13 protein-coding genes are annotated in these 14,582 nt (G+C 36.2%); 6 read left to right on the forward strand and 7 right to left on the reverse strand.

Annotation, left to right across the window (positions count from 1 at the left end):
- Both H6F45_RS12725 and H6F45_RS12730 read left to right on the forward strand, forming a co-directional pair.
- A partial coding sequence (locus H6F45_RS12725; RefSeq protein WP_190347348.1) for a tetratricopeptide repeat protein occupies positions 1–1,208 on the forward strand: 1,208 nt, incomplete at its 5' end.
- 403 nt (positions 1,209–1,611) lie between these two features.
- Positions 1,612–2,166 (forward strand): DUF2808 domain-containing protein, encoded by a 555-nt coding sequence (locus H6F45_RS12730; protein ID WP_190347349.1) that lies wholly within the window; start codon positions 1,612–1,614, stop codon positions 2,164–2,166.
- Between the two features lie 46 nt (positions 2,167–2,212).
- Here the strand turns inward: H6F45_RS12730 and H6F45_RS12735 are convergent, their stop codons facing one another.
- The 7 genes from H6F45_RS12735 to H6F45_RS12765 form a co-directional block, all read right to left on the reverse strand.
- Complete coding sequence (locus H6F45_RS12735; protein ID WP_137666515.1) at positions 2,213–2,743, reverse strand: dual specificity protein phosphatase family protein; 531 nt, start codon at positions 2,741–2,743, stop codon at positions 2,213–2,215.
- Positions 2,744–2,801: 58 nt separating this feature from the next.
- Positions 2,802–3,776 carry a HEAT repeat domain-containing protein gene (locus H6F45_RS12740; protein ID WP_190347350.1) on the reverse strand — a complete coding sequence of 325 codons (975 nt, stop codon included), beginning with the start codon at positions 3,774–3,776 and terminating at the stop codon, positions 2,802–2,804.
- A gap of 10 nt (positions 3,777–3,786) precedes the next feature.
- On the reverse strand, positions 3,787–4,014 hold the full coding sequence (locus tag H6F45_RS12745) for a ferredoxin family protein (RefSeq protein WP_027401230.1): 228 nt from the start codon (positions 4,012–4,014) through the stop codon (positions 3,787–3,789).
- Between the two features lie 39 nt (positions 4,015–4,053).
- Complete coding sequence (gene metX, locus H6F45_RS12750) at positions 4,054–5,115, reverse strand: homoserine O-acetyltransferase (RefSeq protein WP_190347351.1); 1,062 nt, start codon at positions 5,113–5,115, stop codon at positions 4,054–4,056.
- 120 nt (positions 5,116–5,235) lie between these two features.
- Complete coding sequence (locus H6F45_RS12755) at positions 5,236–6,546, reverse strand: O-acetylhomoserine aminocarboxypropyltransferase/cysteine synthase (RefSeq protein WP_137666510.1); 1,311 nt, start codon at positions 6,544–6,546, stop codon at positions 5,236–5,238.
- A gap of 82 nt (positions 6,547–6,628) precedes the next feature.
- Positions 6,629–8,344, reverse strand: coding sequence for a fumarate reductase/succinate dehydrogenase flavoprotein subunit (locus tag H6F45_RS12760; RefSeq protein ID WP_096572903.1), 1,716 nt, complete (start codon positions 8,342–8,344; stop codon positions 6,629–6,631).
- Positions 8,345–8,464: 120 nt separating this feature from the next.
- Positions 8,465–9,538 carry a sulfonate ABC transporter substrate-binding protein gene (locus H6F45_RS12765; RefSeq protein ID WP_096572468.1) on the reverse strand — a complete coding sequence of 358 codons (1,074 nt, stop codon included), beginning with the start codon at positions 9,536–9,538 and terminating at the stop codon, positions 8,465–8,467.
- A 214-nt stretch (positions 9,539–9,752) separates the two neighbouring features.
- Here H6F45_RS12765 and H6F45_RS12770 point away from each other — a divergent pair, with 214 nt between their 5' ends.
- The 4 genes from H6F45_RS12770 to H6F45_RS12785 all read left to right on the forward strand — a co-directional run bounded on the left by H6F45_RS12770 (position 9,753) and on the right by H6F45_RS12785 (position 14,480).
- Complete coding sequence (locus H6F45_RS12770; protein WP_236103992.1) at positions 9,753–10,805, forward strand: Mrp/NBP35 family ATP-binding protein; 1,053 nt, start codon at positions 9,753–9,755, stop codon at positions 10,803–10,805.
- A 72-nt stretch (positions 10,806–10,877) separates the two neighbouring features.
- The gene (locus tag H6F45_RS12775) at positions 10,878–11,627 is read left to right on the forward strand and encodes an SDR family NAD(P)-dependent oxidoreductase (RefSeq protein ID WP_190347352.1); all 750 of its coding nucleotides are present in this window, start codon (positions 10,878–10,880) and stop codon (positions 11,625–11,627) included.
- A 223-nt stretch (positions 11,628–11,850) separates the two neighbouring features.
- Entirely contained in the window at positions 11,851–13,113 is a 1,263-nt protein-coding gene (locus H6F45_RS12780; protein ID WP_190347353.1) for an MFS transporter, read from the forward strand.
- Between the two features lie 335 nt (positions 13,114–13,448).
- Complete coding sequence (locus tag H6F45_RS12785; RefSeq protein ID WP_190347354.1) at positions 13,449–14,480, forward strand: aliphatic sulfonate ABC transporter substrate-binding protein; 1,032 nt, start codon at positions 13,449–13,451, stop codon at positions 14,478–14,480.
- Positions 14,481–14,582: the final 102 nt, after the last annotated feature.

Raw genomic sequence — 14,582 nt, forward strand, 5'->3', positions numbered from 1 at the left:
ACCTAGCTATCAAGATTAATCCTAACCTTGCCCAAGCCTACAACAACCGGGGAGGTGTCCGTTCTGAATTAGGAGATAAGCCAGGAGCAATAGATGATTACAACCTAGCTATCAAGTTTAATCCTAATTTTGCCGAAGCCTACTACAACCGGGGAAATGTCCGTAATGAATTAGGAGATAAGCAAGGAGCAATAGATGATTACAACCTAGCTATCAAGTTTAATCCTAATTTTGCCCTAGCCTACTACGGCCGGGGAGTTGTCCGTGATGATTTAGGAGATAAGCAAGGAGCAATAGAAGATTACAACCAAGCTATCAAGATTAATCCTAACTATGCACTAGCCTACAACAACCGGGGAGGTGTCCGTAATCAATTAGGAGATAAGCAAGGAGCAATAGAAGATTACAACCAAGCTATCAAGATTAATCCTAACTATGCACTAGCCTACAACAACCGGGGAGGTGTCCGTAATCAATTAGGAGATAAGCAAGGAGCAATAGAAGATTACAACCAAGCTATCAAGATTAATCCTAACTATGCACTAGCCTACAACAACCGGGGAGGTGTCCGTAATCAATTAGGAGATAAGCAAGGAGCAATAGAAGATTACAACCTAGCTATCAAGTTTAATCCTAACTTTACCGAAGCCTACAAAAACCGGGGATTGATCCGTTATGCTTTAGGAAATAAGCAAGGAGCAATAGATGATTTCAACCAAGCCCTCAAGATTAATCCTAGCAATGCCTATGCCTACATCGACCGGGGATTGATCCGTTCTAAATTAGGAGATAAGCAGGGTGCAATGGAGGATTACAATCAGGCTATTAAGATTGATCCTAACTTGGCCTTAGCTTACTACAGCCGAGGAGTTGCTCGTTCTAATTTAGGAGATGAACAAGGAGCAATAGAAGATTTCAACCAAGCCCTCAAGATTAATCCTAACTATGCAAATGCCTACTGCGACCGGGGATTGACCCGTTATCAATTAGGAGATAAGCAGGGTGCAATTGATGATTACAACCTAGCTATCAAGTTTAATCCCAATTATGTAGATGCCTACATCGACCGGGGATTGATCCGTTATGCTTTAGGAAATAAGCAGGGTGCAATTAAAGATATCCAAATAGCCGCAAATATCTATAAAAAAGAAGGTAAAGAAACAGACTATCAAGATACTATGGAGCTAATCAGAAAAATTAACAAATAATGAATATAAGTTAAGCCAGGTACGAAAGATCCCCGACTTCTTAATTAAATTTTTTGTAAATAATGAAGATCATTCAAAGAAGTCAGGGATCTAAATTTGATGCTTTCATTTCCTTCTGTTCTTCTCTCTTTCTTTGCGCCTCTGCGTCTTTGCGTGAGATAAAAAACATAAAATTACTTAACATTTATTAATAAAATTACCCAAACAACAATGAGAGAATCTGATCTAATTTAGTTAACTTAGCAGTATTGCAATATAACCTCTCATTTAATCCACCTAATCAGATAGGAATTAGGACGATTAAAATTAACTAATATGTGTAATTATTAGTGACTTCCACTTGCTAAACTAAAAGGGTGTAATTCAATAGAAAAACCTATTTAAAATATCAAATCCTCAAAACATGAACAACTTTAAAACTCTTGGTAAAACTCTTTGTAAAACCCTAGCTATTAGTACAGGAATCTTTTTATTATCTGTACATACTACCTACGGGATACCATCAAAACCGTTGTTAACTGCCAAAACAACCTATAATCAAACAGGTTCTTGGGACGCAACTTATTATTTTACAATCAAATTACCAGAATCTCTAGCTAATTGGCAACTGCAACAGGTTGTTTTAACACAAATAGAAGGTGTAGAAAATATTGAATTTGATCAGAAAAACAGTTTTGCTTTTGTAGAAGCAAGTGGACAAAAAGAAAAGGTAGGTATTACCCTAACCAAAAGTTCAACTCAACCACAAACTATCATTGCTACTTTTGATAAACCAGTTTCTGCAAATCAAACAATTATTATCGCTTTAAAACCTTTTTATAATCCTACCAGCGAAGGTATTTATCTATTTCGAGTTCATGTTATTTCCTCCGATGAAAAGGCAAATAATTTAATTGTAGGAACTGCTAGATTCCAATTTTATAATAGTTTTGATGATCACCTATTTTATCAATGGTAAAGTGTTTATAAATTGCTGAATTTGTCTGAAAAATCAGCAATAGTATTCAATTAGTTAAGAATGCTAGGCGACAATTATTAAGTAACAAATTCAATTCTTGTGCAACTTGTAACGGATTTTCACTTAACATTACAGCTTCATGAGGATTTCTCCCTGTTCTTATAACAGCAGAAATTGCATCTTTGTTAGAAAATCCCCGCACACTCACTAACCAAGCTGCTAATATATGCCCAGTCCGGCCAATTCCACCAGCACAATGCACAACTACTTTTTCATTTTGTTGATTTGCTGTGATCAAAAAAGGTAGGATTTTCTCTATGAGTGTTTCTAAATCAGATAAATAAAAATCTTCAATTGGTGTCCAACAAATTTGTTGATTACCAAATTCTTGCCGATATGTATCTAAAAGATGAGCATAATTAGCTAGTTGTTTTTCACTAAGTAAACAGCAAACTCGCTTGATATTTTGTGATTTCATAAACTCAATCCAATCATATACCTGATTATCAGTATATCCAGGTTGAGAAGCACCAAATACTATTGTTTCTTGTTCCCAAGCAGGAGCAAATTTGTACATATTTAGCGAAGTTGTGTTGTAAGGGCGAAGCATTCGGTCTGTTAATTATCGGTTCTTGTCAAAATTTATTTTCCGAATGCTTCGCCCCTATTATTGTTTTAATTGCTCTTTCTGCGTAAATACAAACATCTCGATCAGGATCATCTAGTGCTTGTTGTAGTGCATTTAAAGCATCAGCATTTTCTAAATTACCAAGTGCTATGGCTGCTTCTTTTCTGACATCAGAATATTCGTCTATTAATGCTTTAATCAAATCAGGTAATAAATTTTGATCTGGCGTTTTTTGTAATACTTGAAGCGTGAATTTTCGCACCTGCCAATGTTCATCTTTTAGCGCAATTTTTAAAGCGGGAATTGCTGCTGAATTAGCATGAATTGCTAGAGATTTAGCTGCATTGCGTCGTACTTGCCAATCAAAATCAGAAATTAGTGCTTTAGTTAATAAATCTACAATTTCTTGATCTGCTAAATGTCCTAAAGTTAATGCTGTTGCACGACGGACATTATCATCAGGATCATTGATTAATGATAAAGCTGGTGGACAGATTTGGACTTGGTTTAAATAGCGCAAAGTTGTAATAGCAGCTTCTCGTAGTTCTGGATATTTGGAATCAAAGAAAGATAACACCGCAGGTAAAGATTGAACATCATGTATCTTCCGCAATAAGATTAAAATATTAATTTGCAGGTTGATATTTTCTTGATTTAGTGCATCTAACAATAACAGTAAATCATCTGCATTTATTAATTCACCTAAAGCTGATAATGCTTGGGTGCGAACGTCTTCATCTGGGGAAGCGAGGGTTTTTAATAAAGCTGGAACTGCTTGAGGATTGGCAATTTCCCAAAGTGCGGATACAGCTATTTTTTGGACTGGGGTGCTTTCGTCTTCCAGTGCGATAATTAAAGCATCAAGTGCTGCATCTTCTCCGAGATGCTGTAGAGATTTTACCGCAACTAGGCGATCGCTCACATCAGGCGATCGCAACATTTCCAACCATTGATTTAACTCTGAATCTGTATTTGTAAACATTTCTGCACCTCTACCGCAATAAAAAAGGAATTTGGACTGTAATCGCATTTGTTGGACATTCTTTTTCACAGGGTAAACAGAACCAACATTCATCATATTTCATATAGGCTTTTCCCGTCTCTGGATTTTTTGCTAATACATCCAGAGGACAAACTTCAATACAAGCAACACATTTTTCTAAACATTTAGATTCATCCACAATTACAGGAACATCTACTCTTTGATTAATTAAAGCCATAATTTTTTAACTCCCTAATTTGATTGAAAATTAAACAAATTAAACACAAAATTTTAATCCTTTCCTAAAAGAAACTACCATTTCATTCAATTCCTCCATATCAATTAAAAAAGCATCATGTCCATGAGGTGATTTGATTAATCCTAATTGAGCATTAGGAATTAAATCTACTAATTCTTGTTGTTCTACTGGGGGATAAAGAACATCAGAATCAATCGCTACAACTAAAGTTGGTTGTTTGATACTTTGCAAAACAGATTGATAATTTTTCCTATGCCAACTAACATCATGACTATCCATTGCATGAGTTAATGTAATATAAGTATTAGCATCAAAACGTTCTATGAGTTTTTGACCTTGATATTGTAAATAACTAGATATGGCAAATTGATTAAATTCATCCTTCTCCCTGCCAAAACGATTTGTAAAACTCTCCCAATAACGATAAGTAATCATTGCCATCATCCGCGCTACGGCTAACCCTTGGTTCGGAGGTGCATCACTTGTATAGTTCCCATCTTGCCAATTTGGATCTGTATAAATTGCCTGTCTTTGTGCTTCACTTAAACCAATAGACCATGCTGAATGTCTTCCAGGTGCGGCTATTGGTGCGATCGCTCTCACCTTTTCTGGATATAATAATGCCCATTCTAAAACTTGCATCCCACCCAGTGAACCACCTATTACCAATCGCAGAAATTTAACATCCAGATATTCTAATAGTGCGGCTTGCAAATTCACCATATCCCTAATTGTAATTCTAGGAAAAGATGCACCATAAATTCTTGCTGTATTTGGGTTAATAGAAGTTGCTCCAGTTGTACCGTAACAACTTCCTAAAATGTTGCTGCATACAAGAAAATCCTGATCAGGATCAAAGGATTTCCCAGCACCAAATAAAGGTTTCCACCAGTCGTCAGCGTCAGCAGAGCCAGTTAAAGCATGACAAATTAAGACTCCATTATCACCGTTGGCGTTTAATTTTCCCCAGGTACGATAAGCAACCTGAACACCAATTAATACTTCACCAGATTCTAATGAAAATGGTTTTGAAAGTTGATAAAACTGAGTTTTTGGTGAAATGAAGTCTAGGTATTTCATATAGTAGGGAATAGGGAATAGGGAATAGAACACAGGTGTTTAGTAATTGAGGAGTATTAGGTGTAGATAGATTATTCTGTAACTCCTGTAACTCCTGCAACTCCTGTATTCTTCTTTCTGTCACCTGTCACCTGTCACCTTCCTAAATGCCTGTTCAAAATCCTCCTTAATATCGTCAATATGTTCAATTCCCACAGATACCCGTACTAAATCTGGTGTTACACCAGCCGAAATTTGTTCACTCTCACTTAGCTGTTGATGGGTTGTAGAAGCGGGATGAATAACAAGGGTTTTTGCATCACCAACATTTGCTAAATGACTGGCTAATTTAACATTACTAATAAAGGCTTTACCAGCTTCTAATCCCCCTTTAATACCAAAATTAAGAACTCCTCCAAAGCCATGTCGAAGATATTTTTTAGCTCGTTCATGATAGGGATGATTGGGAAGTCCTGGATAATTAACCCATGCTACCTGCTCTTGTTGTTCTAACCATTTAGCCAATTCTAAAGCATTATTTACATGACGATCTACACGCAGGGAAAGAGTTTCTAATCCTTGTAGTAATAGAAAAGCATTAAATGGACTTAATGCTGCTCCTAAATCTCGTAATCCTTCCACTCTGGCGCGAATAATAAAAGCAATATTACCAAATTGACTACCTTTGCCAAATACTTCTTGAAAATTCAATCCATGATAAGCGGGGGAAGGTTCGGTAAAGAGGGGAAATTTGCCGTTACCCCAATCAAATTTACCAGAATCAACTACTACGCCGCCAATGGATGTACCATGTCCTCCAATCCATTTAGTTGCAGACTCGACAACAATATCAGCACCATGTTCTATTGGTCGTGCTAAATATCCACCTGCACCGAAGGTATTATCTACAATTAAAGGAATACCATTTTCATGGGCAATGTGGGCTAAAGCTGCAAAATCAGGAATGTTAAATTGGGGATTACCAATTGTTTCAACATACAAAGCTTTGGTATTTTGATCAATTGCTTGACGGAAGTTTTCTGGATCATCTCCTTCCACAAATTTGACATTGATCCCTAATCGTGGAAGAGTAACTTTGAATTGGTTATAAGTTCCTCCATAGAGGAAACTGGTGGAAACAATATTATCTCCTGCTTGAGCGATCGTACTTATTGCTAAAAATTGTGCTGCTTGACCGCTTGCAGTAGCTAAAGCTGCTACACCACCTTCTAATGCGGCAATCCTTTTTTCAAATACATCCGTTGTCGGATTCATGATGCGAGTATAAATATTGCCAAATTCCTGGAGAGCAAATAACCGCGCTCCATGTTCAGCATCATCAAAAACGTAGGAAGTAGTTTGATAAATTGGTACAGCGCGGGCGTTAGTACCAGGTGCAGGTTCTTGTCCAGCATGGACTTGTAGGGTTTCAAAACGATAATTTTCTGACATAGGTAGTTGTAGTTATTCAAGTAGACTGACTATCAAAAAATAAGGAGGTTTTTAATTAGTTTTTGATTTACTAATTATCTAGTTATCTAACTGCAACATTATAAACTTCTTGCTGTAAATCCACCTCTACAACATAAGGCTCAACGGGACGTTTAAACAAAATCATTTCTTCTGATTCGTCTTTTTTCAAATTCACATGACAAAACCACTCTTCATTATTCTTATCTGGAAAATCCAAGCGATAATGATATAAACCCCAACGACTTTCCCGACGATATAAAGATGATCGTGCTGCCATTTCTGCACAATCACGAATAAAATGTACTTCCATACATCGCATCAATTCATGGGGATCACGCGCTCCCATTTGGTCTAATACTTCATGATAGCGAAGAAAATTATTTAGTCCAATTTCCATTTTATTCCCGGATTTTGGTGGTTGTAAATAATCATTCACCAGTCGGCGTAATTTATATTCAACTTGAGTATGGGGAATAGCATTAGGTTGATTTAATGGTGCGTAAATTCTCGCTTTTTCAGCTTCTAAAAAATCAACATCTGGTTCTAAATATTCTAAATTTTGAATATAATTTATCGCATTTTCTCCTGCTAACCGACCAAATACAAATGCACCAATCATATAATTATGAGGAACACTGGCCATATCTCCGGCTGCATATAATCCTGGTACTGTAGTTTCTGCTTTTTCATTCACCCACACACCAGACGCACTATGTCCACTACATAATCCTATTTCTGAGATATTCATCTCAACCCCATGAGTCCGGTAGTTTTCGCCTCTACCTTCATGAAAACGTTCTCTACTCGGTCGTTCATTTGCCCATAAAACAGACTCAATTTCCGAAATTGTATCCTCATCCAAATGAGTCATTTTCATTTGAATTGGTCCTTTACCAGAGTTTAATTCTTTCCAAATCTCTAGCATCATTTGCCCACTCCAATAATCACAATTAATGAAGCGGTTTCCTTCAGCGTTGGCGGTATATGCTCCATAGGGACCAGCAACATACGCACAGGCTGGACCATTATAATCTTTAATTAATGGGTTGATTTGGAAACATTCAATATTGCTTAATTCTGCTCCTGCATGATAAGCCATTGAATAACCATCTCCGGCATTTGTGGGGTTTTCATAAGTTCCATAAAGATAACCAGATGCAGGTAGTCCTAATCTGCCACAAGCACCTGTACAAAGTATCACGGCTTTAGCTTGAATAACTACAAAATCACCACCACGCACATCAAATCCAACTGCACCAATCGCTCTACTATTTTTTACTAGTATTCTAGTTGCCATAACGCGATTTGTAACTTTCACTTTATGGCGTTTAACTTGACGAGTAAGAATGGTTTTTAAATCTTTGCCTTCTGGCATGGGTAAGACATATTTTCCTACTCGATGCACTTGTTTAACGTCGTAATTTCCTTGAGGATCTTTTTGGAATTTAACACCCCAATTTTCTAATTCTTGAATGGTTTCAAAACCTAATTTACCTGTTTGATAAACGGCTTTTTGGTGTAGAATACCATCGTTAGCAATGGTGACTTCACGGGTGTATTGTTCTGGGGTAGAATTGCCAGGAATAACCGCTGTATTTACTCCATCCATACCCATAGCGATCGCCCCACTGCGGCGAATATTCGCTTTCTCTAAAATCAATACCTCCGCATTAGGATTTGCCTGTTTGGCTTTAATCCCTGCCATTGTCCCTGCTGTACCACCACCAATTACTAAAACATCGGTTTTTAGCCACTGTGTATTAATGTTTGTTACCATATACAACTCTTGCAATAATTTAAAATTTTTTCTCACCCAGAGAAAGTCAAGGAAGATTTTTAGAAATAATTGATGATTAGCAATTTTCTTATCACCAATCACCAATTACCAATTACTAACCTATTTATTGCCTTGCCAAACTACTTCTTTAACCTTGATCTCTTTAGGAATCAATTGAATTTTGTAGAAAGCATCTGCAATTTCTTGCTGTTTGGTAATTACTTCCTCTGTCAGAGGTAATACACCATAATCACGCCGCTTTTCTGCTGTTTCTAGAACGGCCGCATCTATACCCAAAACAGGTGAGAGTAATTTAGCAACTTCAGTAGGATTATTTTTTGCCCAATCGCTGACTTTATTCACTCCATCTAAAACAGTTTTTAACACTTCTGGATTTTTCTCTACAAAAGATTGAGCAGCTAAATAATAACCTAAATTGGGTGCTAGTCCAGTTGCATCTGTGAGAGTGCGTGCGCCAGTAGCTTTTTCTGCCGCAGCTAAAAATGGATCCCAAATTGCCCAAGCATCAACATTTTTTCCTTCAAAAGCAGCACGTCCATCAGAAGGATTCAGGAAAATTGGCTTGATGTCGGTGTATTTTAATCCGGCTTTTTCTAGGGCTTTGATTACTAAATAATTGGTATTTGATCCTTTTACAAAAGCAACTTTTTTACCTTTAAGATCAGCTACGTTTTTAATAGGTGAATCCTTATGAACAATAATCGCTTCTGCTTTGGGAGTCCAAGGATCATAGGCAACATAAACAAAAGGTGTACCTGCCGCTTGGGCAAAAATTGGTGGCGCTTCTCCTGTATAACCAAAATCAATACTACCAGCATTTAAAGCTTCTAACATTGGAGGACCTGCGGGAAATTCAGTCCATGTCACAGAATTACCAGAGCCTTTTAACGCTTCTTCTAATTCCCGTTTTGCCTTTAATGCGTAAAGAACGGTTGCAGCTTTTTGGTAGCCAATGCGAACTACGACACTGCTATTTGTTGCTTGAGAAGTTGGACTTGAATTAGGTGTCTGAGTTGTTCCCGTGTTTTCGCTGGCGTTGGGAGAACAAGCAGAAATAGCTAAAGTTAGGCTTAGTCCAACTGCAAACAATAAGGAAAAATTGCGAATATTAGATTTTTTCAGAAAAGTGATTCCAACTTCAAATAATCGGAATAGAGAGAATTTACTCAACATAACTCTAGTGCTAAAGGTCAATATATTATTCAGACTTTAGGTCAATTTATGATAAAGTACAGTATACCAATCAAGTTACCGTATTTTTTAAAATATCACATAAAGGTAATTGAAATGCAAGCTTTTCTTTAAAAAAAGTAATTATCCTGTTACCTAGTTATTGATTTTGTGATTTTCTATACCAGATAACCGTAAAATGTTGAAAAAATCAGATTTGAACAATGGCCTTTTGCAAGAAGAACTACAAAGAGATTCTTCCCATCTCCCACAAGAAGAAGTTATCCAACTCCTCAAACAAGTAATTGAACCCAGTCTGAAAAACGATATCGTTAGTTTGGGAATGGTGCGAAATCTACGGATAGTTGATCAATATATTTATTTGCGCTTGTATATAGGTTCTCGTCAACAGCATTTAGAGGCAGAGATTAAAGCGGTATTATCATCATTATCTTGGTGTAAAAAAATCTATATTCAAATTTGTACAATTCCAGGAGTGAAAACGACATTAGCCATATCTAGCGGTAAAGGAGGTGTAGGTAAATCCACAACCGCAGTTAATTTAGCAGCAGCTTTGAGGTTAAAAGGAGCAAAAGTTGGGTTATTAGATGCTGATGTTTATGGTCCTAATGTTCCTCAGATGTTAGGGTTAGGACAATCGGAAGTTACAGTTATTGATACTGTTAATGGTCAGAAATTTTTACCGTTACAAGCTCATGGTATCAAAGTCATGTCTGTAGGATTGTTGGCAGAACCAGATCATCCTCTAGCATGGCGTGGACCAGTATTACATAAAATCATTACTCAATTTATACATGATGTTGAATGGGGAGAATTGGACTATTTGTTAATAGATTTACCTCCCGGTACTGGTGATGCTCAAATCACGATTGTGCAAGAAAGCCCGATTTGTGGAGTCATATTAGTAACAACACCTCAAGAAGTGGCGATTTCTGATGTGCGTCGCAGTATCTATATGTTTCGTCAAGTGGGTGTTCCTGTTCTCGGTATTATCGAAAATATGAGCTATTTTATGGGCGTAAATGGCGAAGAAACTCCGATTTTTGGTAGTGGTGGCGGTGAAAAACTGTCTAATGAACTCCAAGCACCGCTTTTAGGTAAAATTCCCCTCGATCCGCGTATTTGTAATGGTGGTGATACTGGACAACCTCTTACTCTTGCTGACTCTAGCACAATTACAAGTCAAATATTTATACACATTGCTACGGCATTAGAAGCTACTTTTTTTGCTTTTTCTAATGATCTGTGATATCTTTAATTTTAAATCTACAGTAACTTTATCAAGATACCGTACTTTAAAATTAATCAATGGGTGTTTACTATGGCAGGTAAATTAGATGGTAAGGTGGCTATTATTACGGGAGCATCTTCGGGAATTGGTAAAGCTACGGCTATTTCATTAGCAGCAGAAGGAGCAAAAGTAGTAATTGCAGCTAGAAGGAGAGACCGTTTAGAAGCGATAATAAAGTATATTACTGAAAATGGTGGACAAGGATTATCTGTTATTGCAGATATTACCGATGAAGCACAGGTTCAAAATTTGATCCAAAAAGCTAATGCAAAATTTGGTCGCGTAGATATTTTAGTAAACAATGCAGGTATATCATTTCCTGGCAGGATTGAAAATGCAGATCCCGCAAATTGGCGAAAAATGATTGATATTAATGTCTTGGGGTTAATGTATGCAACTCGTACAGTCTTACCTATATTCAAAACGCAAAAATCAGGACATATCGTTAATATTTCATCCGTAGCAGGCCGCATCGCTCGTGCAGGAATGGCTGGTTATAATGTCACTAAATGGGGTGTAAATGCCTTTTCGGAAGCATTAAGACAGGAAGTTTATCAAGATAATATCCGTGTTACTATTATTGAGCCTGGTTTAGTTGAAACAGAAATTGATCAGCATATTACTGATATGGTAGCTAAACAGGAAATTGAAGCCAGACGCAAAGCAATTACACCATTACAAAGTGAAGATATAGCAGCAGCAATAGTTTATGCTATTACCCAACCACAGCACGTAAATGTGAATGAAATCTTAATTCGCCCAACTTTGCAAGATCGATGATACTCAGAGGTTGTTTGAAAATTCTGTCATGGTGTATCACATATTTTTACCCCTCCCTAACCCTCCCCTTATAAAGGGGAGGGAACTGTATTTTTATTGTTTCCCCCTTTTACAAGAAGGGGGGTAGCAATGTGATTAAAATTACGGTATACCACTTTTAAAACATCCTCTCAGATGATACTGACAGCTATTCACAATTATACCGAAAAAATAGGTAATATTAATGTTAGAAGAAAATGTAAAATCATTAAATAAAAATAACAAAGTATCTGCTTTTTTGATTGGGGAAAGCGTGTCTTTTTTCGGCTCTTGGATGACACAAATTACCTTGGTATGGCTGGTTTATCAATTGACAGATTCAGCCATGTTAGTTGGTATAGCTGGATTTAGCAATCAAGCTATGGGTTTAGTGATTACACCATTGGTAGGAGTATTATTAGATAGATGGAATTTAAGGTATGTTCTATTAACTACCCAGATAGTATCTATTTTCCTATCTTCACTATTAACCTTTTTAACTTTTAGTAATCAGATTAATTTTACATATATTATTATTATTGGTATTCTTCAAGGCACAGTAAAAGCTTTTGATTTACCAGCACGTCAAGTAACTCTTCCTAGATTACTAGAAAATAGAAGTGATACTTATACTGTGATGGCTGTGCATTCATTTTTAATGAATACAGCTAAATTTGTTAGTCCGATGATTGGGGGTTTGATACTTGTTAGAAATGCAGCAGGTTTATGTTTTTTAGTAGATGCTATTAGTTATTTGCCTTTTATATTAGTTATCTTCACTATGCAGATAAAAACAAATATCAATATTTCATCCATATCAAAACCTCCAAAAATCTGGTATAACTTGAAAGAAGGATTTATTTTTGTTTATAATTTTGTGCCTATTAAAGCTATTTTAATATTGCAAATGATAGTTTGCTTTATGGCAATGACTCATGTAAATCTTATACCGATATTTGCTAAAGAAGTGCTGAAAGGAAATGCAGGAACAATGGGTTTTTTGATGACTTCTACAGCTTTTGGTTCTATTTTTTCTGGTATTTATCTAATGCAGCGCAAGCAAGTCATAGGACTAGAAAAAGTTATGGCAATTTCTACTTTAGTGCTGGGAGTATGCTTAATATTATTTTCTCGCTCAACACAGCTAGAAGTTTGTTTAGTATTGATCTTTATTGTGGGATTAACTAACACACTAACTTTAGCTTCAATTAGTAATTTTATGCAAGTAATTTTAGTGGAAGAAGATAAAAGAGGACGAGTAACTAGTATATTTATGACTACTTTTTTGGGAATATTGCCTCTTGGTAATTTATTTTTCGGAGGATTAGCAAATTATATTGGTGTTGCTAATGCTTTATTATTTAGCGGTGTTTGTTGTATTTTTGTAACTTATTCTTTTGCCACAAAAATATCGACTATCAGAAAAGTGGTAAACCCAATATATGAGGAAATGGGATTACTTTCTTAAAGATTATTTATAAACATATAGATAAAATAAGATCCCCGACTTCTGACATCAATTGATGATTGGTTAACACAATAAATCAAATGATTCAGGATCTGGGTATAAATTAATGTTATAAATAAATACTTGCAATTATTTAAACCTCAGCGATTAAACCTCAGCGATTAGTCGAATGCTTAAACCAAATTCAAATTTTTAGAGAAAAATGTATTAGAAAATACTTGATTTTAGGATTTATTTATGCAATATTAATATCTGCAACTACTTAATTACGGTAGACATACAGTAGTTTTTCTAAAATTTTATTCAACTTCAAATACACTCTGAATATTTCATCTATGAAAACACAATTTTTAGCACAACATCCTATAGTTTTAACACGGTTGTTATTGGGATTGTTTTTTCTATCTATACCCATAACAAGTAGTTTATTGGAAACAAGCCAAGCTCAGACAAAACCTGGATTTACTTCTAAAGTAATCAACTTAGCTTATCAAACTTCTGGTGATATTGTCAAAATCAGAAAAGTTGTTGAACCACGTTTTCAAGCCTTAGGTGTAAAGGTGAATTGGGTGGGACCATTTCCAGCCGGTCCACAATTAATAGAAGCAATGAATGCAGGTAAAGTTGATATCGGTACTGTGGGAGAAACACCCCCAATATTTTCCCAAGCGGCAGGTGTCACAGAAGTCATTTATATTGCTGGGCGTGTACCCAGTAGAGGACTAGGACAAGGTATTATAGTCAGAGCCGATTCTCCGATTAAGAAATTAGCGGATATTAAGGGTAAGAAAGTTGCCTTTCAACGTGGATCAAACGCCCATTATTTATTAGCTAAAGCTTTAAAAGAAGTGGGTTTAAAGATTAGTGATGTTCAAGTTGTGGGATTAACTCCATCTGAAGCCCGTGATGCTTTCATTCAAAATAAAGTTGAAGTTTGGGTAGGTGGTGATCCCTTTTTAGCTCTTGTAGAGAAAACTATTCCTATTCGTAATTTGAGAAATGCATCAGGGATTAATACTCTCGGCGGATTTTATATCGGTAGACGGGAATTTGTTACTAAAAATCCCGAATTAACAAAAGTATTTTTAGAAGAAGCAGACAAGGTAGGAGAATGGGCTGATAAAAACCCTAAGGAAGTCGCCAAAGCTTTTGCACCGGAATTGAAAATAGATGTATCAGTTTTAGAAGTTGTAGCACGGCGACGTACATATCGGTTAAGAAAACTCACACCTGCTATTATTTCTGAACAACAGCGAGTGGCAGATTTCTATTTTGAAGAAAAAGTTATTCCCCGCAAGATAAATGTTAAGGATGCAACTTTACCTGCTCAATTAGCTGAAGCTATTACACCTAAACGACTGAAGTAGACTCATTAGACTTAGTAGTTACAATTATCGTAGGGACAATTCATAAATTGTCCTTACAAAGGTCAGGGGAAACGTATATTTAATTTCTGCTGGATATATCTA

Origin of the sequence: Sphaerospermopsis sp. FACHB-1194, from assembly GCF_014696235.1 — a bacterium.
Classification (GTDB): domain Bacteria; phylum Cyanobacteriota; class Cyanobacteriia; order Cyanobacteriales; family Nostocaceae; genus Sphaerospermopsis; species Sphaerospermopsis kisseleviana.